The following is a 24379-nucleotide window of genomic DNA, read 5'->3' on the forward strand; positions in this document are numbered from 1 at the left end:
ATAAATGTGTTTAAACAACAAATTGCGTAGAAGAAATACACAGGTTAATGCTAAAATTCCGAGGCTAAGCGTTAGCTGTTTAAGAATTGTGTATAAATTTACCCAAACTCCACATGTTTAATACTAGTTTGGACATTTTTTCTCTAGCTGCAACAGATGCTTATAGCTTATTAATTAATTTACGATACTCATCACCATTAGGTTTTTATTAACTGATGTACAGTGGTTAAAAGGCTGTAATAAAGAGCCTACTGGTGCTGTGTATTAATTTAGAGTAGTGCTATTGCGTATGATTAAAATTACGAAAGGGTTAGATCTTCCTATTAAGGGAGCGCCACAACAAAGTATTCAAGAAGGAAACTCTGTTACCAGAGTGGCCATTTTGGGTGAAGAATATATTGGTATGCGTCCAACCATGCATGTCCAACAAGGGGACACCGTGAAGAAGGGCCAAGTTCTTTTTGAAGATAAGAAGAACTCTGGTGTTAAGTTCACGGCACCTGCCGCCGGTAAAGTGGTTGAAATCAATCGTGGTGCAAAACGAGTTTTGCAATCGGTTGTGATTCAAATTGAAGGTGATGAAAGTGAAGCTTTTGCTAAATATAGCAGCGCCGAATTGCCATCATTAGATGCGGCTAAAGTACAAGAAAACTTGGTCAACTCAGGTATGTGGACGGCTTTTAGAACCCGCCCATATAGCAAGTCACCAGCACTTGATTCAAAACCTAACTCAATATTTGTTAGCGTCATGGATACCAATCCGCTGGCTGGCGATCCGCAAATAATCATTGCCGAGCGCAGTGAAGATTTTGTCAATGGTTTACAGGTGATTGGTCGCCTAACTGACGGCAAGGTATTTGTAAACAAAGCACCTGGCGCCAACATAATCACAGGAAGCGCTGCGGTTGAAGTAAACGAATTTGCTGGCGTTCACCCAGCAGGCTTAGTCGGCACTCACATTCATCACTTAGATGCAGTGGGCCAAGGCAAAAAAGTCTGGCATCTGGGTTATCAAGATGTACTCGCTATTGGTCATTTGTTCACTACAGGTGAGTTAGATAACCGTAAAGTGGTATCGCTTGCTGGTCCCGAAGCCAAAAATCCACGTTTAGTCAGAACCTTGCTAGGCGCTGATGTCACCGAACTAACTGCTAATGAAGCCAACGATGGCGATATGCGTGTGTTATCTGGTTCAGTACTTCAAGGTAATCATGCTCATGGTGTACACGGTTATTTAGGGCGTTTTCATAACCAAGTGTCTATTTTGCAGGAAGGTCGTGAAAAAGAACTTTTCGGTTGGATAAAACCTGGTGTTAACCAACACTCTGTGACCCGTGCTTATCTTGGGCATTTTAATCCCAAAAAATTATTTGGCATGACCACTACCACTAACGGCTCTGATCGCTCCATGGTGCCTATTGGTAACTATGAACGCATTATGCCACTAGACATTTTGCCCACTTTATTGCTTAGAGACATGATCTCTGGCGATACAGACGGCGCACAAAGTTTAGGTTGCTTAGAACTAGACGAAGAAGATTTAGCGTTATGTACTTATGTTTGCCCAGGCAAATATAACTACGGACCTATCTTGCGTGAGTGTTTAGACACGATAGAGAAAGAGGGTTAATCATGGGCTTAAAAGCATATTTAGAGAAAATCGAACCCAATTTCGAAGCGGGTGGAAAATATGAAAAATGGTATGCCCTGTACGAAGCAGCAGCGACCATTTTTTACACCCCGGGTACGGTCACTAAATCGACCACCCACGTAAAAGACAGCATCGATTTAAAACGTATTATGATCATGGTATGGATGGCAACATTCCCCGCTATGTTTTACGGCATGTACAACATTGGAGTTCAAGCACACGAGGCCATCTTAGGTGGTGCAAGTTGGGCAGATACGGCTACTGCATTTTGGCAAGCGGGCTTGTTTGAAATGTTAGGCGGCCAGTTGACGGCTGATAGTACTTGGCTTGGTCTAATGATTTACGGAGCCTGTTTCTTTTTACCTATTTACGCCACAGTATTTGTAGTTGGCGCTTTTTGGGAAGTATTGTTTGCATCGGTGCGTAAACATGAAATTAACGAAGGTTTCTTTGTTACTTCAGTATTGTTTGCCCTTACCTTGCCAGCCACAATTCCTTTATGGCAAGCGGCCTTAGGTATTACATTCGGTATTGTGATTGCCAAAGAAATCTTTGGTGGCACTGGCCGTAACTTCTTAAACCCAGCGTTATCGGGTCGTGCGTTCTTATACTTTGCTTATCCTGCACAAATCTCGGGCGATGCAATATGGGTCGCAGCTGATGGATACTCAGGTGCTACGGCATTAAGTCAAGCGGCTGCCGGAAGCATCACAGATTGGAGCTTAAACGCCGATTGGTGGAATGCATTCTTCGGTAACTTACAAGGCTCTGTGGGTGAAGTATCCACTCTAATGATTGCTTTAGGTGGTTTGTTTATTATCTATATGCGTATTGCTTCATGGCGCATAGTGCTGGGTGTGTTGGCAGGTGCTGCAGCCTTTAGTACCTTATTAAACCTTGTTGGCAGTGACACAAACGCCATGTTTGCCATGCCTTGGTATTGGCATGTTGTCACAGGTGGTTTTGCCTTTGGCATGTTCTTTATGGCAACCGACCCAGTCTCGGCATCGTTCACCAATACAGGTAAATGGGCTTACGGGATTTTAATTGGCGCAATGTGTGTGATGGTGCGAGTTATCAACCCAGCCTTCCCAGAAGGTATGATGTTAGCCATCTTATTCGCTAACTTGTGGGCGCCTTTGTTTGACTATTTTGTAGCCCAAAGCAATATAAAACGGAGGATCGCTCGTGTCGGCTAAAAAAGAAACTCTTGGAAAAACCGTAGGTGTTGTAGTAGCCGTTTGTTTAGTTTGTTCAATTATTGTATCTAGCGCAGCCGTAGGCTTGCGTGACTTACAACAAACTAACGCCGCACTCGACAAACAATCTAACATAGTTGAAGCGGCAGGCTTAACAGAGATGGCTGCTGGTGATATCGCCGGTACCTTCAACAAATATATCGAAGAACGTTTTATCAATCTTGAAACCGGACAATACGTTGAAGTACCTGCAGGGTACGACATGTATAAAGCCGCAAAAAACCCTGAATACTCAGTCAAAGTGACTGGCAGCAATGTTGGTTTTCAGCTACGAGCCAGTATCGCTAGTGTATACATTGTTAAAAATGATGCCGGTGACGTAAGCCGTATCATTCTGCCTGTACATGGCAGTGGTTTATGGGACTTGATGTTTGGTTTCTTAGCTATTGATGCTGATGGTAATACGGTTCGTGAACTGGTTTATTACCAACAAAAAGAAACTCCTGGACTAGGCGGTGAAGTGCTTAACCCAAGTTGGAAAGCGAAGTGGGATGGCAAAAAACTGTTTAAAAACGGTGAATTGGCTATTCAAGTTAAAAAAGGTGAAAACGCTAATAACGAATATGCGGTAGACGCACTTTCAGGCGCAACCTTAACCAGTAATGGTGTACAAAATACACTGACTTATTGGTTGGGTGAGAATGGCTATGGGCCGTACCTTAAAAATCAGACTTGGAAATCGTAAGGGGTTCGCACAATGGCTGAAATAAAAGAAATGAAAAAGGTATTGCTGGGACCCATTCTCGACAATAACCCAATCGCATTGCAAATACTGGGCGTATGCTCGGCGTTGGCAATCACCACTAAATTAGAAACTGCCTTGGTTATGTCTTTAGCACTAACTGCAGTAACGGCATTTTCTAACTTGTTTATCTCGCTCATTCGCAACCAAATACCATCGAGTGTGCGGATTATTATTCAAATGACTATTATTGCCTCTTTGGTAATAGTGGTTGACCAAGTGTTAAAAGCCTACTCATACGAGATATCTAAACAGCTGTCGGTGTTTGTTGGCTTGATTATTACTAACTGTATCGTTATGGGCCGGGCAGAAGCCTTTGCCATGAAGAGTCCACCTTTTATGTCGTTCCTCGACGGTATTGGTAACGGTTTGGGCTATTCACTGGTGTTAATCATAGTAGGTACTGTAAAAGAGCTATTTGGTTTTGGCACACTATTAGGTTTTGAGATCTTACCTTTGATTCAAAACGGTGGCTGGTATCAAGGTAATGGTTTATTGATTTTACCTTTCAGTTCGTTCTTTTTGATTGGTGGCTTAATCTGGGCGATTCGTACTATTCGTCCAGAACAAGTCGAGCCGAAGGAGTAATTCATGGAACATTACATCAGTATTTTTGTTAAATCTGTTTTCATTGAAAACATGGCTTTGTCTTTATTCTTAGGTATGTGTACTTTTTTGGCAGTATCCAAAAAAGTGAAAACATCTATGGGCTTAGGCGTTGCAGTAATAGTGGTTTTAGGTATTTCAGTACCTGTTAACCAAGTTATTTTTGTGAATATCTTAGCGCCGGGCGCGCTAGGTTGGGCTGGATTTCCTAACGCAGACCTTAGCTTTCTAAGCTTTTTAACCTTTATTGGGGTTATCGCTGCATTGGTACAAATTCTAGAAATGACTTTGGATAAGTTTTTCCCAGCGTTGTACAACGCATTAGGAGTTTTCTTGCCGCTTATCACAGTTAACTGTGCGATTTTCGGTGGTGTAGCCTTCGCGGTACAACGTGAGTACAACTTCACCGAAAGCATAGTGTACGGTGTGGGCAGTGGTTTAGGTTGGGCAATTGCCATCACCTTGCTTGCTGCAGTACGTGAAAAACTTAAATACGCCGATATGCCAGAAGGTATGCGCGGTTTAGGTTCGGTATTTATGATCGCGGGTCTAATGGCTCTGGGTTTTCAATCATTTACTGGCGTGGCGCTATAAGCGGCCTTCTGAGGAATAATTATGAATTTTAATGAAGTTTTTCTTGGTGTAGGCATGTTTATCGCTATTGTATTAGCGTTAGTGTTTATCATCATGTTTGCGAAATCTAAGCTAGTACCAGAAGGCGAAATCACCATCAAAATTAATGATGGTGCACAAGAGTCAATCACAGCTCAGCCCGGTGACAAACTATTAGGTGCCTTAGCTAATGCTGGTATCTTTGTGTCTTCTGCTTGTGGTGGTGGTGGTACTTGTGGTCAGTGTCGTGTGGATATTAAAGCCGGTGGTGGAGAGCTTTTACCTACCGAGCTTGACCATATCAGCAAAAAAGAAGCCAAAGCAGGTTGCCGCTTATCTTGTCAGGTGTCTATCAAGCAAGATATGAACATCGAGCTAGAAGAAGAAATTTTTGGTATTAAAAAGTGGGAGTGTGAAGTTGTTTCTAACGACAACAAAGCCACTTTTATCAAAGAATTGGTGCTTAAAATACCCAATGGCGAAAGTGTACCTTTCCGCGCCGGTGGTTATATTCAAATTGAGGCGCCACCTCATCATGTTAAATACCAAGACTTTGATATTCCTGAAGAATATCGCGGTGATTGGGAGCGTTTTGGTTTCTTTAATATTGAATCTAAAGTTGAAGACGAAACCATCCGTGCTTATTCCATGGCTAACTACCCAGAAGAAGAAGGCATTATTATGTTGAACGTGCGAGTTGCCTCGCCGCCACCTAATAATTTAACTTTGCCAGCGGGTAAAATGTCATCTTACATTTGGAGCTTAAAAGAAGGCGATAAAGCCACTATTTCTGGTCCATTTGGTGAATTCTTCGCTAAAGAGACCGAAGCAGAAATGGTCTTTGTTGGCGGTGGTGCGGGTATGGCGCCAATGCGTTCACATATCTTTGATCAACTACGTCGCTTAAAATCATCCCGTAAAATGACATTCTGGTACGGCGCACGTTCGCTACGAGAAATGTTCTACGTTGAAGATTTTGACATGTTGCAAAAAGAGAACGACAACTTTACTTGGCATGTGGCGCTATCTGATCCACAACCAGAAGATAACTGGGAAGGCGATACAGGCTTTATTCACAACGTATTGTTGGAGAATTACCTGAAAGACCACCCAGCACCAGAAGATTGTGAGTTCTACATGTGTGGTCCACCTATGATGAATGCAGCCGTCATCAATATGCTTAAAGAATTAGGCGTAGAAGACGAAAACATCATGTTGGATGATTTCGGCGGATAACAACGCACTCAATCAATAATACATTTAAAGGGGCTATATGCCCCTTTTCTTATAGGCTTAAAACAAAGATGCGAACTTTCTCAATATATGCGTTAGCGATTGCAATAGTCACCGCCATCCTTACATCATGCGCCCCAGCTAAGGTCACAGAATCCCACCTACATGGCCCTACTATGGGCACCACTTACAATGTGAAGTTTGTATCAAAAGCAGGTGTTGATGAAGCAAAGCTACATAAACAAATTGACCAAATATTAGTGGATATAAATCAGCTCATGTCTACCTACATTCCAGACTCAGAGCTCAGCCGTTTTAATCAATGGCATAGTGTTGAGCCTTTTCCACTATCGCCACAAACCCTATTTGTGTTGAATGAAGCAAAACGTTTAGGTGAAATGAGCAACGACATCTTAGATGTCACCCTTGGCCCGCTCGTTAATTTGTGGGGGTTTGGGCCACAGCAGCGTCCCGAAAAAATGCCCACTGATGCGTTGATCCAAGCAACTAAACAACAAATAGGTTTAGATAAACTCAGTGTCGACCCATCATCGGCAACAAAAAGTGTTCCAACACTTTATGTAGATTTGTCTACTATCGCCAAAGGTTACGCCGTGGATCAATTGGCTGAACTGCTTTTAAGTTACAGAATTGATAACTTTTTAGTGGAGATAGGCGGCGAAATGCGTTTGTCTGGTATCAAAGCGAATAATGAGCCTTGGAAAATTGCCATCGAAAAACCCGCAAGCGCAGAGCGCTCGGTACAAAAAATTATCAGTATTGGTAATAATGCCGTGGCCACCTCAGGTGACTATCGCAATTATTATGAAGAAGATGGGGTACGTTATTCTCATTTAATTGACCCCAGCACGGGTTATCCCATAACGCACAATGTCGTCTCTGCCACTGTTGTTCACCATTCTTCTATGACCGCTGACGGCCTAGCGACTGCGTTAAATGTGATGGGTAAAGACAAAGCGTTAGCATTAGCTGACAAATACGATATTGCGGTATTACTGATTACTAAAGAAAATGATCGCTTTATTGAGTATACTAGCGCCAAATTTGAACAGCTTGTCACTGTTCACTAATTATCAGTTTTGATTGGAGTCAGGCTTTGAGTACCTTTATTCTCGCATTTTTATTTTTCTTAGTCGTAGTGGCCGCCATGTCGGTGGGATATATTTTTCAGCAAAAGTCCATTGCCGGTAGTTGCGGTGGTTTAGGTGCCTTAGGCGTAGATAAAGCCTGTGATTGCCCTGAACCTTGCGATCGCAAAAAAATGCGTTTAGAAAAAGAACAAGCAAGGCAAGCCAAATTAAATGAGTGGAAAAAAGATCAAATTATCTAATCCCTTATAAATTAAATGTCACTCTAAAAACGTCAGCTAGTCTGGCGTTTTTTTATGTTGCTATATTCTTCCAATGTAATATTACATCCTAGGTAACAAACTCGTTTACCCGTCAAATTGAAAAATTGTGGCGATGTGACTTTGGAAGTAAGGCCGAGTTCATTTCAGCCTTACTATAGATGAGTAGTTATCGTCTTCTTAAATACAACATCAAGGCACCTAGCCCAAATATAAGTATTGAAGCAGGCTCAGGAATACCATCTGGGGCAGTCGGATCACCTGCACCTGGGGATAACGCTGTTAATACTCGTATATAATCCCCTGGGGTAGCGGCTCGCCAATCGACCAATAGGCGGTTCGCTAAGGTGCCGTCTACGGAAACCTCATCAACTCCCTCAAGACCACGGTCAGACGGATTTAAGTAAGTCACATTATTATTTAATAAGAAGTCACTCGCACTTAAGTTGTCTGTTGAAAAAATAACCGCCAAAATATCCGCATCAAAATCGACAAAACCTTCTTGGTTAATAGTGTTAACCGGATCGAAAAAAATGTAATGACTAGCAACCACAGTATTAGACGTTAATTCGCCTGACAGTCCGGTTGTAGCTAACAAATCGACACTTAATATCGAAGGTAAGATGATATTCTGATCTTCATTAAAGCCATAAAGATTATCGTTTTGAAATGTATCAATTCCTACTGTGTTATCGGGGTTACTATCGTTAAACGGGATACTAAGTTCTACAAAGTCGCCATTTCCTGAGGTAACGCCCCCCGTTACAATGGTAGCCAGCGAAGGTAAGCTGACTAAAGTTAAGATTAGCAACTGGGCTATTTTTTGAATTTGTTGCATTGAGATTGCTCCAATTATGTCTAACGTTGTGATTTATACCTACAAAGAGTGTTACTCGAATACAACTTAAGAGACGAATATTTTAATGAAGCAACATAAGCGCCAAAACTGTTACTTGTTGAAATGTATAGTGAAATTTAATTAAGTATCCTAGAGCTAACAAAAAATGTTAAAGAACCTGACAATGAACTGGATTTAGAAACCGAATCAACCAAGTTTAAAGAGTCGAAAAGAACAAAATTTTTATACCCTTATTACTTAAGTGTGACTCCTAAAAACGTCAGCTAGTCTGGCGTTTTTTTATGTTGCTATATTTTGTTATTTTGGCAAAATACTGATTATACATACAGTTATCTTTAGGCTAGATATTTGCGAAAAATCATCCACATTGATATGTTAGTTTAATGTCAACATGAAATACGAATTTTGTTCGCAACTTTATAATTTTCTATTATTAATCAAGTGCTAATCAATTTTATATTACGTGCAAAAATAAACGTACAGAATTTTAAAGTAATTAATTTTCCTATGAGTTTTAGATGCAAAGAAAGATAGTCCATATAGATATGGATGCATATTTTGTTTCGATTGAAATCAGAGATAACCCAGCTTTAGCCAACAAACCTGTTGCTGTTGGTGGTAAGTCTAGTCGTCGAGGAGTTCTTTCTACATGTAATTATATTGCAAGGCAATATGGTGTTAGTTCTGCTATGCCTACAGCGTTAGCACTGAAAAAATGCCCAGATCTCATAATTGTTCCGGCTCGGATGGAAGTGTATAAAGAGACAAGTCAAATTATTCGAAGCATTTTTGAAAAGTATACTGATAAGATTGAACCTCTTTCTTTAGATGAAGCATACCTAGATCTCTCTCAGACTAAGTTATATCAAGGTTCTTCTACATATGTAGCGCAGGGCATTAGAGAACATATATACAAAGTAACTGGCTTGACTGCATCTGCTGGGATTGCTCCTCTAAAATTTGTCGCCAAAGTTGCATCTGACCTCAATAAGCCAAATGGGCAGTGTACAATAGCTCCTGACCAGATTTTAGAATTTCTTAAGACTTTGCCGCTTAGAAAAATTCCCGGTGTTGGTAAGGTTACTTCTGTAAAACTGAAAGGATTAGGCTTTGAAACATGCGGTGACATCCGCGAATCAAAAGAAAATTTCTTGGTCAATCATTTTGGGAAATATGGTCAAGTACTTTGGAATCGGAGTCATGGAATTGATGAGCGTGAGGTTGAAGTTACGCGAATGAGGAAGTCTATTGGTGTGGAGAGAACATTTGAATATGATATACATAATGTTGTCGAGCTTGAAACCATTATCGAAGGTAAACTATTACCAGAGTTGAAACGCCGTTCTTCAGAATATATTGAATCTCGCGGCATGAACAAACTTGGAGTTAAAGTTAAGTTTAATGACTTTCAGCAGACTACCAAAGATATAATGTCAAACGAGATTAATCTGCCATTATTGAAGGAATTAGTAAATGAGGCTGTACTGCGTGGTCATGGTAAATCGGTTAGGTTACTCGGAGTATATATAGGGTTGAAGCAACCTAAGGAAGAAACGTTGCAGCTTGGTTTATTTATAGATTAGTAACTTATAAATTATTAGTGATTGTAAAATTAGGACTAAACTAAGTATGAACAATGTTGATATTAAAAATGTCCGAGAGGCTATTGCTAACAATCGAATTGATGGCTTATCGATAAATCCTCATCTAGTAGAGAGAGTAATTGCAGCATGTAAAGATAATCAGAAACTAGATACCGAACAATTGATCAGAGAGTTTGTAACTCAAAATTAGTCAACTAGCGTTATTGTTAAAAAATAGAACTCACAACTTCAACTATTTCTTTCAGATCATTTAAAGCTATTTTTTTTAAAAATTGCGGAAGCTGGTTTTAGTTTTGTTTCACAAATAGCACCGAATTTACTACCTGTCAGGCCAGAAAATATTTGTTTTTTTCTATATTTTTTAAGTTGACGTGTGTTCAACTTTTGAAGTTGATTAACCCTGTGATGATAATAACGTTGGCCCATTGTCTTTACTTTAGCGATAGATTCAAAAGTAACAATTGTGCTATTAGCGCGAGTAATATTATGCTGATTTTTGAAAGATGCAGTTAAGTGTTTTTTACGCAGACGTATCAATTTTCTTTTCATATTTTTTCAGTATGCGTGTGATATTTATGCTCAATTGCTATCAACATTAAATGAAATTTATAGATCTTCCAAGTTTGTCATTTGCTATACTTAAACTTCAGCAATTCAAGAATTAGATATATGCCTTATTGCCACACTGTATTTCAACTAATCGCTCTTGATGAAGTTGAGTCATTATTATCGACTTTTACTATCGAGAACTTTGTCGGCGGACGAGCAGCGTATCACATAGGCAATGGCAGTTATTCGATAGATGCGGGCGAGAATGATATTCGTGCCATCTATGAAGATGAGGTCGTTCGATTCTTCTGCCGTCATGAAAAAGAGATGCTTCGGTATGAGAAAAAGCTAAAAGCATTTGCAACCAAGCATGGTATTAGGCTTAGCACTAGCAGTTGAAGGCCACAAAACGCCTAGACAGCGAGTACAAGGTGATGAGGTTGGATCCAATAGTCTTTTACTAAGTTGATAATTTAGACTCAGTCAAGTTAAAAATATCGCACTAAGCAGTATAATAATTAACAGTAGGATAATTTTCGATTGGCAATTCATCAACGTATAACATCAGTGAATTAAAGCGAACAAGAGATGAACGAAGATGATTTAGAAATACTTACATGTGCATCGGAGTGTGATCCTCAAATTGGCGCTCATGTCGGAGTGGAAATAAGGCATAAACCAACCCAAATCACTGTTCGCGAAACAAAGTTGCCGACCCAATTTGCCAACAAAACTGAAGCGATGAAAAAATTGGAGCTTAAACTTATAGCGCTGGTCCAACGTTGTTTTTAAGTTTCCTCATCACCACGAAGCAACAAAAAAGCCCCGTTATTTCAGATAAGAGCAGGGCTTTGGATTCAAATTTTATCTTTTTACGATTACTTAATTTCAGCCATCGGTTTCCGATTCAGAGCAGTAACTAAAACTGGCAGTTATACTTTTCACCTTACTTCGTTTTCTAAATAAAAAATGTCTACAGATTTAGGGGAAGATCATAATGCCCTTGGACGCGCAAGAAAAAGCCTTAAAATTGTTCCTTTTCTGATGGCAGTAATGAACTTGGAGCAGACTTTCTATCTTAAAAAATAGCCATTCTTTACGAGCAGCCACGTTCATTGATAACTCATCCTTTGAATGAATAATTGTTTATAGGAGGCTGTGGTAAACCATATCTGCTAATTTAAATTCTCAACATCTAATCACAAATACTCAATTTAGTTGCATTTTGATATTAATTAATAGAAATCAGTATTAGAGACTATATAATAGCACCATTAGCAGCGGCGAGCTGCTTGTGATCATCTGAACAAAGTGGATTCACTCGTCATAATATTCTCCTTATTTGTGTAAAGTAGAACAGCGTGGTGAGCTGTCATACTGCTAGCGGTATCAGTATGTCATTCGAAAATGAACACCATCAATCTTTGGATAATATTAAGCGACAGGCTAAAAGGCTTGCTAAAACTTTAGATATTCCTCTCACCGAAGCCCAATTTTTGCTTGCAAAATACATCTATCTTGAAAACTCTTTTGGCGATATTAAAACGAAAATTAAGTGTGATGAGTCAACCGGAAGAATGTTTTTGACGAATGTATCGCCAAAATCAAATGAAGAAGTTCAATCTACATTTATAAATGAATTTGGTGACTTATTAGTATCTATCCAAAATAGCCCTATGGTTACTCTTTATAACGGCTCTGCAAGAGAGTTATTAGTGAAGGTTTTTGGTGTTTCTGCTGATAGTAAAAGCTAATACTTCCATTTTAAAAAATTGTTTATTAGGATAGACACTGGTTGACTGGACAGCCTGCATCTGCCAAATGCATTAATTGCATTTTAGGGCAAAGTGGATTCATTCAGAAAATTTGTATTTACGTTAGTAGAACGAGCCTCGGCAGGTGTTTGTTTTACATTCTTTCTACTAATAAGAGTAACGTGAGTATGTATAATAATTTAACTAAAAATATCTATCTTCAAGCAAAACGCACCTCAAAAATCCTTGATATTCCCCTAACTCAAGCTAAAAAACTAATAGCTCAGTCGATCTATCAATGCCATGATTTTAATGATCTGTGTAATAAACTCGATAGTTACAGCTTAAAAGCTTCGGTTTATCCATATTGTAAATTACATCCAAATTCAGATGAGGACTCCAAAAACCATATTTTAAATAATATTGATATTTTGACTGAGCGACTTTCTAAATATTTAACAGCTCCTTTGTGTCAATATTCATTATTAGATCTGATTTGGAAAATATTTGGGTTTCACAATAAAGCACGGTTAGATCAAGTTTTTCCTCATTTTCCTATGGAAAACTGGCGGCCTTACGAACCCGTCTCAAAAGATAAGGTTAGTGTTCTGTATAATGACTTTAAAATAAATAATGTGTCTTTTAGAATGCTGCTTACGAAACTTGTTTGTGCTGATATGTTTATTAACAACACTCAAAATGAACTAACAGTATTAAAAGATGAGCTTTCCAAATTCCAACATGCTCCAATCCTTTGGCATGATTTTAATGAATGGGAAGCTAAAGTGTTCTCTTATTTTAACTCATTTGGTCTTAGCGAAGACAGTCGTGACAAAATGTTTGGTAAATTAGTTGAACCAGTAACTAAGACTCAAAAAAAATTCCAAGATACTCTTTATAAATTCATGCAAGTTTTAACTGATGAATTCGTAGGAACAAGCATCCGTAATTGTGATTTTGACCAAGAATTTTTATATGTTGTAGGTTTTCCAGTTTCTGAGAGAGCAGAAATGAAATCCTGTGCTGAGTTTTATCTAACTGAAAGCCACATCAATAATGGTAAGTGTTTATTTAGTATTGGCGACAATATAATTGCTTTAGAGCTATTTGAAGTCGATAGTGAAGGAAAATATACTGGGGATGCTGAAAGTTATTATACAGAGTTATCTGATGTGTTACAGAAGTTTGAAGGCGCTACGCGACAGCATATTCTGATTAATAGTAGACGGTACGAGGCTTATCTGCGACTTACGACTAATGCCGAGTATGTCTTAAATAAAAACTCAGCAATTACATTAGTTGATAACTTTGGTGTTGAGCATTGCGAGTGATTATATTCATAAAAATTATATAATATCTCAATGCTACCGCATTGCCATTTAACCACATTAGTATCATGTTAGGTCATGGCTTTTCATAAATAAATCCAGTTTCTCGAAACTCGGAGTGGGAATCATTCAACTAGTCTACTTATGTGCTTTAAAATAACGTGTAGCTAACTTTAATTGACCATTACATACAGTTGTTAGCTTTTTTTGGTAGGAGAAATCAGTGAAAGTTTACGCAGAAAAATTTGTTGAAACAATTGTAGATAAAATTTGTGATGTTTGTGAACAGAGCGTTATGATTGAAGTAAATGAGCACAAATATGAAGAATCCGGTGAGTTAAAAGCTAGCTTTGGCTATGGCTCAAATGAAGATGGCAATGTTTACCATCTCGATTTGTGTGAGAAATGTTTTAAAACAGCAATTTATGCACTTAGAGATGAGCGCCGAAGTATATTCATGTTTGATGATAATAAAAATTTAAGGGATGAAAAGTTCGGACTAGATCTAAAACGTTCAGTTAGATAGACAGGCTCCTTCAAGCAGAAACGTGACTTCGGCCCAGCCTGTGTGAAAACTACTTGAATAACGAAATTTGTCTCCAAAATAATAAAAAACACGTACGTTAGATTACATTATGAGCAAGTTTTCTAACGAACTAAACCAACTAAGTTTTCTTGAAAACACTAGCTTTTGAGCTATTTTTAATAATAAATGAATTCACGGACGATCATCATGCAAGCTCCTCCAGTTGTACTAGTCAAAACTTGGCTTCAAGTTCTTAAATCTGATATTGATAAAGATTATAAAAATGAAGTCGAAAATAAAATAATAAAAGTCTTCGGAAACATAGAGATTGCTATCATATATTTAGAAGAGAATGCTGGTGTCTATGAATTATGACGTAGAAGTATTCCTCGTTTAATGTCGTCTGACCCATCCAAAAGCAGTCATTCGTTTCAAATCCAAGTATGCCCCAAAGTTGCTTAACATAGAGCCTAAAAAGGCTACCTTAAACACCGTTAATTTGGAAACTTCACAAATTTTTAAGCTATTTAACAGTATAATTCTGCTACTTTCTTCTCAGAGAACCACTCATATAAAACAAGTAATATAAATAACGTTTGCAGTGTTATTGTTATCAAATCACCAACAATAACACTGGCAAGCTGTCGCTGACTTTCAGCGCCAACATTTTTAGATATTAAACCTTGAAAATAAACCTAGCGCAAAAGTAATTACGGACATTAATACTGGCCTCAATCTAGAGGTTGCGTCCTCAAAAATTGCACTAGATGAGTCAAAACTAACTATGAAATGTTGGTTAATTCCTTTGGGGGAATGGAACTGTAAATGTCCCCCTATTCGAGAAGGGCAAGTTATTGCTTTAGCAAATAAACGATTAAAATTCTTATGAGTAGTATCAAGTAAAAATACTGGGATTACACCAACACCTTAAAAGCAATAAGTATTAGTACAATACCACCTAGTAGCTCTGCCTTACTTTCAAGTAAGGTTCCACTTTTAGAGCCAATATATATACCCAGCCAACTTAAAGCAAAGGTGGTAAAACCAATAGTCAAACAAGCAGTCAGAACATTAACGTCCATTAAGGTTATTACGTAACCTGCGGCCATCGCATCAATGCTTGTTGCAATAGCCAATATGAGTAAAACGCGGTGAGTGATTTGAGATATGTCTTCTTCAATGCCTTCTGCAAATGATTCATAAATCATTTTACCACCGACGCAGAATAACAGGATAAATGCTATCCAAGGCGCATAATCGTCTACCCATGAAGATACGCCTTTGCCACTAAAATAACCAAAAAATGGCATGACACATTGAAAAAAGCCAAAGTAAAATGCAGCTTTTAAAGCTAGTTTATTTAAATTCGTTGGTTGTTTAGCACCTAAGCCAACAGACACAGCGAAGGCATCCATACTTAAGGCTATAGCAAGAATTAAAACGTCAAGCACTTAGTTTTCCTCAAATTTTTACTATCGTCTTTCAAGTTAATATGTTGTGGTTTAGTGATTTTGGCCACTACAGTTAAGATTGTAATCCCACACAAAACGTCACTTAAGTGTGGGATATTCGTTCATTATAAAAATTTTTCTATCTAGATAATGCTTTTATTTTCTTCCTAGAAAACCAACTGTATAAAACAGGCAGCACAAATAATGTTAATAAGGTTGCCGTAATTAATCCTCCGACAATGACACTTGCTAAAGGACGTTGTATTTCAGCACCAACACCGCTAGACATTAACATTGGGATTAAGCCCAATGCTGAAGTGATAGCCGTCATTAATACTGGTCTTAATCTAGAGGTTGCGCCATCAAAAACGGCTTTGGAGGTGTCTAACCCATCTTTAATACGTTGATTGATGCTCTCTACCATTACTACACCGTTTAATACTGCAACGCCGAATAAGGTAATGAAACCCACCGAGCTAGGCACTGATAAGTATTGGTTTGACAAATACAGAGAAAACACACCACCAATCACAGCAAGAGGTACATTGACTAGTATCAACATAGCCTGACCAACGGAGCCAAAGGCAAAGTAAAGCAATAGTGCTATTAACCCTAATGATAAAGGCACCACTATAGCTAATCTTTTTTGCGCACGCTGCTGGCTTTCAAATTGTCCACCAATAGAAATAGAATAACCGGAAGGCAAATCAACCTTTTTGGCTATTATCTCTCTGATATCAGCTACAACACTACCCATATCTCGATTCTGGACGTTTGCTTGAATAACCACTCGCCTTTGTACGTCATCGCGCCTGACTTGCGGTGGACCAGACTCAAATGAAACGGATGCAACATCACCTAAGCGCACCCAAGCCCCAGTTGGTGATTGAAGTCGAATATCTGAGATAGCTTCTTTGTTTCGACGATATTCTTCTTCCAAACGTACATAAATATCGTAGCGTTCATTGCCGTTAATAATTTGCCCTGCCTCGACGCCACCAATGCCGTCGCGCACAACCTCCATTACGTCGATAACGGACAGGCCAAATCGTGACAATTCTTGTCTATTAGGCTTGATCACTAATTGAGCTTCACCAGCAATTTGTTCTAAAGCGACATCTCTAGCACCTTCAACTTCTTTAATAACTGCTTCAATTTCCTGCCCTTTTTTGGCTAACACATCAAGCTCTGGTCCAAATAGCTTGATTGCTAATTGCGCTTTTACACCTGATAGTAATTCATCAACACGAGTGGCAATGGGCTGAGAAAAGTTAAGTAGCAACCCCGGAAACTCTTCCAGTGACCTTTCCATTTTAGCTTGAAGTTCATATCGATTAGAAGCGCTTGTCCACTCAGAAACTGGTTTTAATCCTATATAAATTTCTATGTTGTTCACAGGCTCAGGATCTCCACCTATCTCAGCTCGTCCAATTCTGCTCAGGGCATAAGTTACTTCAGGAAAGGCCATTAACTTTTCTTCTAGAATTGGAGCAACAGTAAGTGCTGTATCTAAACTAGAAGAAGGAGCAAGGGTTGCTCTTAAATTAATAGTCCCTTCCTCTAACTCAGGAACAAATTCAGTGCCAATAAATGGCACTAATGCAAATGCAGAGATAACTAAAATAAGTGAAGCTGAAATGACTAACTTCGTGCGTTTTAGTGCGAAAGTAAGCCCTTTTCTGTAAAGTTTGTCTAAAGGTTTTAGTACGAAACTTTCTTTTTCTTTTACACCAGTTTTAAACAGATAAGTAGCCAGAGCAGGCACAACAAACAAGGCCACCATGATGGCAGATACGACCGCTAAGATGATACTGATTGCCATAGGTTGAAAGAGTTTTGCTTCTACCCCTTCGAAGCTAAATAATGGCGTAAATACCACTAAGATAATAGACGCTGCAAAAAATACCGGACGAGCGACTTCTTTGCCTGCTTCCTTGAGACGCAATTCAATACCGTGATCATCATGCTCAACATCGTGTGGGTCTGTATCAGAGGCAGGAACGCTAGCGTGAACACTGTCTGAGTGAGTTGAATCTGGCTTATTTAAATGTTTAAACATGTTTTCAACCATCACCACCGAACCATCGACCAACATACCAATAGCCACAGCAATTCCACCCAGTGACATAAGGTTGGCAGAAATTCCCCACCACGCCATGATCATCAAAGCAATGCCAATTGAGATAGGAATTGAAATTAAAACCAAAAAGGTTGCCCGTAGGTTCATTAAGAAAAGCGCCAGTACAATACAGATGAAAACAAAAGCTAATGCTAGTGCTTCAACGACGGTATTAACTGCTTTCTCAATTAAATCAGCTTGATCATAGAAGGGTTCAAAGCGAACGCCTTTTGGAAGCGCTTGATTAATGAGTGGTATTCTTGCATTGATTCCATCAATGGTGGCCTTAGTGTTTGACCCCATCCGCTTCAATACAATACCTGAAACCACTTCACCTAGATCCTCGACTTTGCCCTCTGCTGTTTTGCGAGTCATGGTAACCGCGCCTTGCCGAATTTCGCTGCCCATTCCTACTCTTGCTATGTCAGATACAGTTATTACTGTTCCATCGATGGTTTTTACTGGTACTTGCTTGATATTACCGATGCCAGCATCACCACTTTCGAACCAGCCTGTTCCTCTAATAACAAGTTGCTCTTGTCCACGGTTCATATACCAGCCGCCAACATTGGCATTGTTGCTATCTAAGGCTGTGACGATATCGTCTTGGGTTAGATCATATGCTAGTAGTTTTGACGGATCGACATTAACTTGGTACTGCCTAACATTTCCGCCAAATGACAGAACGTCAGTGACGCCATCGACAGGCATGATAAGTAGTTTGACAATCCAATCATTGAGGCTTCTAAGTGCCATCGCGTCAAAACCAGCGCCCTTATCTGATATCAATAAATATTGAAATACTTGACCTAACCCAGAGGTGTTCGGTCCCATATTCGGTGTACCAACACCTTCGGGGATCAATTCTTTAGCCGCTTGAAGTCGTTCAAAGACAAGTTGCCTAGCAAAGTAAATATCGGTGCCTTCTTTGAAAACCACCGTGACACCAGATAAACCTGTTTTAGAAATCGAACGTACTTGTTCAACATCAGGCAAGGCGTACATTACAGCTTCTATCGGATAAGTAATAAGTTGTTCAACTTCTTCCGCTGCCAATCCGGGGGCTTCAGTATTCACGGCAACCTGAACGTTAGTAACATCAGGGAAAGCATCCAAATTTAACTTTGGAATAACCATTACTGCACTAACAATAGCGGCAAAAAGAGCGATTAAGATAAGGAGTCGGTTGTTTACGGACCAATCAATAATTTTATTAAACATTGTATTTCTCCTTAGTGGTTGTGCGGATCAAATCCGCCTTTAGCAATTTCAGAAGCAACAAAGAAAGCACCTTTAGTGACAATTCGCGTTCCACTTTCAACGCCGATTATTTCTCTAAATTCACCTAAGGCTCGGCCCAGTTCAACCTCTATGGCTTTGAACTCTCCGGGGTGGTCTTCAACGAATATGGTCCAATCACCATCAGCACTGCGGATCAAGGCTTCTTCCGGCACAGCCATTACTTTCTCTTGGGTTGAAAATTGAAAATAGACTTTCACAAACATACCTGAATGTAGGTTGTCGTCTTTGTTTTCGACTGACAGACGAACTATCCTCGTTCTCGTTAACGGATCGATGGTGTGCGCTTCTTGAATGACTTTTGCGTTGTAACTTTGCCCTTCTAATTTGACTATGCCCGGCGAGTTTTTGGACAAATCTAGCTTTTTATTAGGCGATACTTTTGCTTCTACCCATAGTTGCTTTTCGTCTGCTAGCAACATCACTGTATCACCAGCATTAACGCGTTGCCCTTGGATAAAATCATCTTGAAGCACTACGCCTTCACGCTGTGCTGTTAATGTATATTGCCCAAATGCTTTAATGTCTTTATTGGAAATACTCTGAATTGCTTTTTCAGTTAACCCTAAAGCAATGAGTTTTCCATAAGAAGCGTTGTAAGTTGTTTCAGCTTGTAACAATCGACTTTCACTCACCGCTTTGTTACCCAGCTTTTTCACTCGTTGCCATTCGGTTGAAGCGATTAAATAGTCAGCCTGTGCTTGTGCCATCGCCTCACTAAACAATGTGACTAACTTTTGGCCTATTTCTACGTGTTCTCCAAGAGCTGCGTGACGGCTAATAATGACCGACTCAGTACGAGGTGAAACCACGTAGCTTTTATAACCATTGGCTTTTATTTCGCCGGGTGCGTATATCGAACTGTATTGATATTCTGGAACAATGCTTTCCACTTTTATGTTAGCAAGTGACATCTTTTTCGGGCTAAGAGTTATACCTTCTTCATGCTCTTCCTCTTTACTTCCACCTCCATGTCCGTGCTCGTCATGGTCACCTTTATCTTCTTCATGTCCCTTTTCGTGCTCGTCATGGTCACCTTTATCTTCTTCATGTCCCTTTTCGTGATCGTCATGATCATCTTTATGTTCTTTTACATCTTGCTGTGAAATCTTTGCGGTAGAATCTGTAACACCTGACGATTGACCAAAAGCAATGTGACTCGTAGTAAGCCCAACTAAAAGGCTGCTCATTACTACGGCTAATAATTTTTTACTAAATATTGTATTCATTTTTATAACCTATATTTTATAAATTTGAGATTTCGCTTGTTTAAAATTGGAGCGGTTAAATCTCAAATTTGGATAACTGACCCATACTTGAAATGAAGGAAATCTCGGCAACTTTGAATTGCTTTTCCAATTGAATTCCTGTGTGAAGTCCTTCTGCCCGTTGATTTAAAGCAAATAAATAATCAGAAGTATTTATGTCACCTGCTTCCCAGCGTTTGTTTAGTAATTTTTCGCTGTTATTCAACCTGCCGTGGGTAAGTATTAACCACTGTTCGTAATATTTTTTACTAACCAAAAGTGATTCATAGTTAGCTTTTGCCTTAAAAGACTGCTTGCGAAAAACCGACTGAAATTTGGCTTCTGCGGCAATAGATTTTGAGTAGGCAAATTTAATAGTATCGGAGTAGTTATTCCTGATATTTAAAGGCATTGAAAATGTAAGTCCAACTGTACTTTCATTGCCACTTTCGCCTGCGCTAATCCCAATGGTGGGATTAGCTTTAGCTTCTATTGTGCTAAGTTGAGCCTTTGCTTGTTGCTCATGCCAATACGCTTTAGCAAGCTTTACTTTAGGGTGTTGTTTAACCCATTCTGTATTGAAGGAATAATTTGTTGTCTTAAACTCAAACTTCTGTCCTTTGGCTATATCAGGAGTCCAATCCGGCAGTAATTCTTGAACCTGAACTTCCGCATGCTTTAACGCAATTTGATATTCGGAAATTTCACTAAAGGCTTGTGCTAGGTTTAGATACACTAATTCAGCATCAATAGGGTCCAGTAGTCCCACTTTTTGCTTTTCATCAACAATGCTAACCAGAGTTCGCAGTTGTTCTTCTTTTTCAATTAACAATTTTGCTGCATCTTTGGCAGCCTGCCAATTAACAAGCGCGATTAGTGCTTCGGCTTTCTTTGATTCAAGTAAATCTAATAATTGCTGTTGATTCATGTAAAAAACAATTTCACCAATGTTTTTGTTGGATGACTGTTTATCCCATAAATCAATAGTTTGACTCAGACCAACTGAAAAGTTTTTAAAATCACCTTCCTTTTCATAACTAGCCTCAAACTCAGGGTTATAGATAGCTTTAGTCAAGCTTTTTGCCTGAAATTGACTAGCTTTGAGTAACTCTCTTGCCTCAATAATTTCAGGATCTTTATTTATTTGGTTTTCTAACCATGAAGTACTTTTTTCTTTGCCATAAGCATTAATTGAAAAGCTTATAGCAAGACACATAGACAGGCATACACCTGTATTTTTGAAATATAAATACATATGGACTCTTAATTTTTAAATTAATAAACACCAACTTTTTATCCTTGTGACAGGATATAAAGGTCATTAATAATCAAATAAATTAAGATTTAGGAGGGCGTAATATGGAGTCTTGGTAATCTTTTGTTTGATCTACCTGAGCGGAAAATCGGTTTATGAAATGTAACTTAGCGGTACTGTTTAAATTGCTGACTAATATCCATGATAGGTGGCTACCACTGCAATGCCCACAGTGATGACAATCTTTAATTTCGTGCTGACTATCACCTGCGTTTTCTTTGATAATATTAGGGTCATCTTTATGGTCATGTTGTGTTTGCAGGTGTTCAACGTCTACTTGATGACTATCATAAGTTGCGGACGCAATAGACGATAACGATTGCAAAACAATCGAAACGACTAAGAGCATTTTTAGCACAACATTAAGGTTCAAGGTTATCACCACTTAAAATATAGTTCAAAATACTAGCAGGAACTATTTACTTAAACTAGCTTTTCCTGTCAGTTTCCACGCTTTTACATTAAATAGCTTTTTTATTTGACTCTATAGTCACTATAGATTTTACAATGTGATAATAAATATCATTTAGATTTGAACTGTGGAACTCATTTTATGCCCTTTTCCCCAAAAGTAAAACAGGAAAACCAATACTATAACTATTTAAAGCCGCTAGCTTATTTGGTCCTGCTAGTCTCAGCATTTTTTTCAAAATTTTGTATAGCTTCCAATTTGGAAGAGTTTTCGCAGCATCGACAAATTATACAATTAGCCGAATATGTAGGTGTTGATTATGAGTCGGCTATTAAGGACGGCCAAGTTATTAACGATGATGAATATCAAGAAATGCTTGAATTCTCCAAGTTGATAGTTGAAAAAACGTCAATTAATAATAATTATATGCGTTCACTCAATGAGAAAGCATTAGATTTACAAACAGCTATTTCAACTAAGCAAAATGCAGATATTGTCAGAAAAATTACATCTGAGTTACGAACTTCATTATTGGCTATGATGCCAGAGCTACCTCTACCTAAAAGGTTACTTTCTAAAGAAGCGACGTTTTCTTTATTTGAAAATAACTGTGCGAGTTGTCATGGTATTTCAGGTCAAGGAAATGGTGTTTTAGCATCGGGGTTGGAGCCTGCTCCTACCGATTTTACCGATATGACACGTGCAGAAAATCGTTCACTTTTAGGCTTGTTTGATGCCATATCTAATGGACTTGATGACACCGCTATGCCTGCATTTACACAACTAAAAGAACAGCAGAAATGGTCCCTTGCCTTTTATGTCGGTGGTTTGGCATTCCAATCATCAAGCGAATTCACCAAACCATCACAATCAATTTCATTACAAAACTGGATAAATTATAGTCCATTAAAGTTATCTACAGATACTGACGGGTTAACGAAAAATGAAATTGAAGGGTTAAGAGCCGATCCTAAATTATTGTTTATCAATCAAAGTAGTCCTTTAGCTATAACCAAAACTCAATTAGCTTCCGCAAGCATTGCGTACAAAAATGAAGAGTATGAGAAGGCCAAAACACTTGCTGTGAGTGCTTACCTAGATGGTTTTGAATTAATTGAAAATAGCTTGGATGCACGAGACAAAGATTTACGAAAAAGCATCGAAGGGAACTTGATTAAGCTTCGTCAAGTTTTAAGTAACGCGCAACAGGTTGATCAATTAGAAAGCCTTATGGAGATTACTGTGAGGCAACTCCAAGACGCGGAAGCATTGCTGACAGATGCCACTTTATCAAATGAGGCTCTTTTCACTGCAAGTTTAGTTATCTTACTAAGAGAAGGTTTAGAAGCACTGCTGGTTGTACTGGCTTTAATAACAGTATTAATTCGAACTAAACGTCAGGATGCTTTAAAATATGTCCATTTTGGTTGGCTCTGTGCGCTATTCGCGGGTTTTGCTACTTGGGCGGTAGCCCAATCAATGATCAATATCAGTGGTGCGAGTCGGGAAGTCATGGAAGGTATTGCTGCAATGGTTGCAGCAGTAATGTTGTTTTATGTTGGGATCTGGATGCATAGCAAAACGAATGCTGAACATTGGCAGGCATACATTCAAAAGCATATTAATTCACAATTAGAAGCGGGTACACTGTGGGGAATAGCAGTGCTCTCATTTTTCGCTGTTTATCGAGAGGTTTTTGAAACGGTCTTATTCTATCAATCACTTGTAACACAAGCCTCAACAACTCAATACTCATTTGTTATCGGTGGATTTTTATTCGGGGTAGCTGTGTTATCGGTTCTTGCATGGGGAATGTTTAGATATTCTATTAAATTGCCAATTGCTCGTTTCTTTTCTACAACAACTTACTTGCTTTTAGTTCTATCATTCATATTAATGGGTAAAGCCATCTCAGCGCTTCAAGAGGCTGCGATTATAGGAATCACTCCTTTCCCTATTGATGTGGAAGTTACATGGCTCGGTATAGGATCTACTTGGCAAGGTATAACAGCTCAGATGACCATTCTGATATTATTTTCACTGTATATGTATCGTTCAAGGAATCGCAATGCCAAATAATTTTCACAGTAGTTAGTAATCATTCATTGAGCATCACCACTAACTTAATTAAGAGCAGTTATTTTACCAGCTACTCTTAAAGTCAGGATTTTATTAGAAGAGTTAAATCGTCTTAATACTTAATGTCGAAAACTCACCAATAAAGAGTATCAAACCTATTGACTCTATAGTCACTATAGATTTTATACTTATCTTAATATTGTTTCGGAATGTAGAATATGTCGGGAAAATGTAGTGGTCAGTGTCAATCATCTCCTATCAACGAAGATGTAAAAATTGATACGCAACTAGATAACTATAGTGGCGCGTTTGTCAGTACATTTAAAGTACCTCAAATGGACTGTCCTTCAGAAGAGAGATTGATT

The 24379-nt window shown here is 38.8% G+C and carries 24 protein-coding genes; 17 read left to right on the forward strand and 7 right to left on the reverse strand.

Translation table 11 applies throughout. The features are described 5' to 3' along the window. The first annotated feature begins 289 nt into the window (after nt 1–289). The 8 genes from Q0688_RS04740 (at nt 290) to nqrM (ending at nt 7454) form a co-directional block, all read left to right on the forward strand. On the forward strand, nt 290–1630 hold the full coding sequence (locus Q0688_RS04740; RefSeq protein ID WP_299073680.1) for a Na(+)-translocating NADH-quinone reductase subunit A: 1341 nt from the start codon (nt 290–292) through the stop codon (nt 1628–1630). A 2-nt stretch (nt 1631–1632) separates the two neighbouring features. Then, entirely contained in the window at nt 1633–2850 is a 1218-nt protein-coding gene (locus Q0688_RS04745; RefSeq protein WP_299073682.1) for an NADH:ubiquinone reductase (Na(+)-transporting) subunit B, read from the forward strand. Then, entirely contained in the window at nt 2840–3595 is a 756-nt protein-coding gene (locus Q0688_RS04750; RefSeq protein WP_299073684.1) for a Na(+)-translocating NADH-quinone reductase subunit C, read from the forward strand. The genes Q0688_RS04745 and Q0688_RS04750 overlap by 11 nt, the downstream gene beginning before the upstream one ends. 12 nt (nt 3596–3607) lie before the next feature. Continuing rightward, nucleotides 3608–4240: an NADH:ubiquinone reductase (Na(+)-transporting) subunit D gene (locus Q0688_RS04755; RefSeq protein WP_299073686.1), complete on the forward strand. Its 633-nt coding sequence runs from the start codon at nt 3608–3610 to the stop codon at nt 4238–4240. A gap of 3 nt (nt 4241–4243) precedes the next feature. Beyond that, nucleotides 4244–4852 carry an NADH:ubiquinone reductase (Na(+)-transporting) subunit E gene (nqrE, locus tag Q0688_RS04760; RefSeq protein ID WP_299073688.1) on the forward strand — a complete coding sequence of 203 codons (609 nt, stop codon included), beginning with the start codon at nt 4244–4246 and terminating at the stop codon, nt 4850–4852. A gap of 21 nt (nt 4853–4873) precedes the next feature. Beyond that, nucleotides 4874–6106, forward strand: a complete 1233-nt coding sequence (gene nqrF / locus Q0688_RS04765; protein ID WP_299073690.1) for an NADH:ubiquinone reductase (Na(+)-transporting) subunit F — start codon at nt 4874–4876, stop codon at nt 6104–6106. A 68-nt stretch (nt 6107–6174) separates the two neighbouring features. Then, nucleotides 6175–7194: an FAD:protein FMN transferase gene (locus tag Q0688_RS04770; protein WP_299073692.1), complete on the forward strand. Its 1020-nt coding sequence runs from the start codon at nt 6175–6177 to the stop codon at nt 7192–7194. 26 nt (nt 7195–7220) lie between these two features. Next, nucleotides 7221–7454 carry a (Na+)-NQR maturation NqrM gene (gene nqrM, locus Q0688_RS04775; protein ID WP_299073694.1) on the forward strand — a complete coding sequence of 78 codons (234 nt, stop codon included), beginning with the start codon at nt 7221–7223 and terminating at the stop codon, nt 7452–7454. A 187-nt stretch (nt 7455–7641) separates the two neighbouring features. On the opposite strand, the gene Q0688_RS04780 is transcribed toward nqrM, so the two are convergent. Continuing rightward, nucleotides 7642–8310 carry a PEP-CTERM sorting domain-containing protein gene (locus Q0688_RS04780; protein WP_299073696.1) on the reverse strand — a complete coding sequence of 223 codons (669 nt, stop codon included), beginning with the start codon at nt 8308–8310 and terminating at the stop codon, nt 7642–7644. 539 nt (nt 8311–8849) lie between these two features. Here Q0688_RS04780 and dinB point away from each other — a divergent pair. Together dinB and Q0688_RS04790 are read left to right on the forward strand one after the other, a co-directional pair. Then, on the forward strand, nt 8850–9914 hold the full coding sequence (dinB, locus tag Q0688_RS04785) for a DNA polymerase IV (protein ID WP_299073698.1): 1065 nt from the start codon (nt 8850–8852) through the stop codon (nt 9912–9914). A gap of 46 nt (nt 9915–9960) precedes the next feature. After that, entirely contained in the window at nt 9961–10125 is a 165-nt protein-coding gene (locus Q0688_RS04790; RefSeq protein WP_299073701.1) for a hypothetical protein, read from the forward strand. Nucleotides 10126–10181: 56 nt separating this feature from the next. Here the strand turns inward: Q0688_RS04790 and Q0688_RS04795 are convergent, their stop codons facing one another. Further along, nucleotides 10182–10484: a hypothetical protein gene (locus Q0688_RS04795; RefSeq protein WP_299073703.1), complete on the reverse strand. Its 303-nt coding sequence runs from the start codon at nt 10482–10484 to the stop codon at nt 10182–10184. 120 nt (nt 10485–10604) lie between these two features. Here Q0688_RS04795 and Q0688_RS04800 point away from each other — a divergent pair, with 120 nt between their 5' ends. The 6 genes from Q0688_RS04800 to Q0688_RS04825 all read left to right on the forward strand — a co-directional run bounded on the left by Q0688_RS04800 (nt 10605) and on the right by Q0688_RS04825 (nt 14467). Next, nucleotides 10605–10883: a hypothetical protein gene (locus Q0688_RS04800; protein ID WP_299073705.1), complete on the forward strand. Its 279-nt coding sequence runs from the start codon at nt 10605–10607 to the stop codon at nt 10881–10883. Between the two features lie 189 nt (nt 10884–11072). Further along, entirely contained in the window at nt 11073–11276 is a 204-nt protein-coding gene (locus Q0688_RS04805; protein WP_299073707.1) for a hypothetical protein, read from the forward strand. Between the two features lie 602 nt (nt 11277–11878). Beyond that, nucleotides 11879–12238 (forward strand): hypothetical protein, encoded by a 360-nt coding sequence (locus Q0688_RS04810; RefSeq protein ID WP_299073709.1) that lies wholly within the window; start codon nt 11879–11881, stop codon nt 12236–12238. A 188-nt stretch (nt 12239–12426) separates the two neighbouring features. Beyond that, nucleotides 12427–13569, forward strand: coding sequence for a hypothetical protein (locus tag Q0688_RS04815; protein WP_299073711.1), 1143 nt, complete (start codon nt 12427–12429; stop codon nt 13567–13569). 220 nt (nt 13570–13789) lie between these two features. Beyond that, entirely contained in the window at nt 13790–14092 is a 303-nt protein-coding gene (locus Q0688_RS04820; RefSeq protein WP_299073714.1) for a hypothetical protein, read from the forward strand. 207 nt (nt 14093–14299) lie between these two features. Then, nucleotides 14300–14467 (forward strand): hypothetical protein, encoded by a 168-nt coding sequence (locus tag Q0688_RS04825; protein ID WP_299073716.1) that lies wholly within the window; start codon nt 14300–14302, stop codon nt 14465–14467. A 539-nt stretch (nt 14468–15006) separates the two neighbouring features. Here Q0688_RS04825 and Q0688_RS04830 read toward each other — a convergent pair. The 5 genes from Q0688_RS04830 to Q0688_RS04850 form a co-directional block, all read right to left on the reverse strand. Beyond that, nucleotides 15007–15543, reverse strand: a complete 537-nt coding sequence (locus tag Q0688_RS04830; protein WP_299073718.1) for a manganese efflux pump MntP family protein — start codon at nt 15541–15543, stop codon at nt 15007–15009. 139 nt (nt 15544–15682) lie between these two features. Next, nucleotides 15683–18883, reverse strand: coding sequence for a CusA/CzcA family heavy metal efflux RND transporter (locus Q0688_RS04835; protein ID WP_299073720.1), 3201 nt, complete (start codon nt 18881–18883; stop codon nt 15683–15685). 11 nt (nt 18884–18894) lie between these two features. After that, nucleotides 18895–20190, reverse strand: a complete 1296-nt coding sequence (locus Q0688_RS04840) for an efflux RND transporter periplasmic adaptor subunit (RefSeq protein ID WP_235312829.1) — start codon at nt 20188–20190, stop codon at nt 18895–18897. 55 nt (nt 20191–20245) lie between these two features. After that, entirely contained in the window at nt 20246–21463 is a 1218-nt protein-coding gene (locus Q0688_RS04845) for a TolC family protein (protein ID WP_299073724.1), read from the reverse strand. Nucleotides 21464–21545: 82 nt separating this feature from the next. After that, a complete protein-coding gene (locus Q0688_RS04850; protein WP_235312832.1) occupies nt 21546–21896 on the reverse strand; it encodes a hypothetical protein in 351 nt (116 codons plus the stop codon). Between the two features lie 180 nt (nt 21897–22076). Here Q0688_RS04850 and Q0688_RS04855 point away from each other — a divergent pair, with 180 nt between their 5' ends. Further along, on the forward strand, nt 22077–24014 hold the full coding sequence (locus tag Q0688_RS04855; protein ID WP_299073726.1) for a cytochrome c/FTR1 family iron permease: 1938 nt from the start codon (nt 22077–22079) through the stop codon (nt 24012–24014). Nucleotides 24015–24379: the final 365 nt, after the last annotated feature.

It is taken from the genome of uncultured Paraglaciecola sp. (assembly GCF_937123705.1).
Lineage (GTDB): Bacteria > Pseudomonadota > Gammaproteobacteria > Enterobacterales > Alteromonadaceae > Paraglaciecola.

Bases quoted from the DNA above. Each gene is read 5' to 3' on its own strand.
- Q0688_RS04740 (WP_299073680.1), top strand. From the start codon at position 290: ATGATTAAAATTACGAAAGGGTTAGATCTTCCTATTAAGGGAGCGCCA.
- Q0688_RS04745 (WP_299073682.1), top strand. From the start codon at position 1,633: ATGGGCTTAAAAGCATATTTAGAGAAAATCGAACCCAATTTCGAAGCG.
- Q0688_RS04755 (WP_299073686.1), top strand. From the start codon at position 3,608: ATGGCTGAAATAAAAGAAATGAAAAAGGTATTGCTGGGACCCATTCTC.
- nqrE (WP_299073688.1), top strand. From the start codon at position 4,244: ATGGAACATTACATCAGTATTTTTGTTAAATCTGTTTTCATTGAAAAC.
- nqrF (WP_299073690.1), top strand. From the start codon at position 4,874: ATGAATTTTAATGAAGTTTTTCTTGGTGTAGGCATGTTTATCGCTATT.
- Q0688_RS04770 (WP_299073692.1), top strand. From the start codon at position 6,175: ATGCGAACTTTCTCAATATATGCGTTAGCGATTGCAATAGTCACCGCC.
- Q0688_RS04780 (WP_299073696.1), bottom strand. From the start codon at position 8,310: ATGCAACAAATTCAAAAAATAGCCCAGTTGCTAATCTTAACTTTAGTC.
- dinB (WP_299073698.1), top strand. From the start codon at position 8,850: ATGCAAAGAAAGATAGTCCATATAGATATGGATGCATATTTTGTTTCG.
- Q0688_RS04790 (WP_299073701.1), top strand. From the start codon at position 9,961: ATGAACAATGTTGATATTAAAAATGTCCGAGAGGCTATTGCTAACAAT.
- Q0688_RS04795 (WP_299073703.1), bottom strand. From the start codon at position 10,484: ATGAAAAGAAAATTGATACGTCTGCGTAAAAAACACTTAACTGCATCT.
- Q0688_RS04800 (WP_299073705.1), top strand. From the start codon at position 10,605: ATGCCTTATTGCCACACTGTATTTCAACTAATCGCTCTTGATGAAGTT.
- Q0688_RS04805 (WP_299073707.1), top strand. From the start codon at position 11,073: ATGAACGAAGATGATTTAGAAATACTTACATGTGCATCGGAGTGTGAT.
- Q0688_RS04810 (WP_299073709.1), top strand. From the start codon at position 11,879: ATGTCATTCGAAAATGAACACCATCAATCTTTGGATAATATTAAGCGA.
- Q0688_RS04815 (WP_299073711.1), top strand. From the start codon at position 12,427: ATGTATAATAATTTAACTAAAAATATCTATCTTCAAGCAAAACGCACC.
- Q0688_RS04825 (WP_299073716.1), top strand. From the start codon at position 14,300: ATGCAAGCTCCTCCAGTTGTACTAGTCAAAACTTGGCTTCAAGTTCTT.
- Q0688_RS04835 (WP_299073720.1), bottom strand. From the start codon at position 18,883: ATGTTTAATAAAATTATTGATTGGTCCGTAAACAACCGACTCCTTATC.
- Q0688_RS04840 (WP_235312829.1), bottom strand. From the start codon at position 20,190: ATGAATACAATATTTAGTAAAAAATTATTAGCCGTAGTAATGAGCAGC.
- Q0688_RS04845 (WP_299073724.1), bottom strand. From the start codon at position 21,463: ATGTATTTATATTTCAAAAATACAGGTGTATGCCTGTCTATGTGTCTT.
- Q0688_RS04855 (WP_299073726.1), top strand. From the start codon at position 22,077: ATGCCCTTTTCCCCAAAAGTAAAACAGGAAAACCAATACTATAACTAT.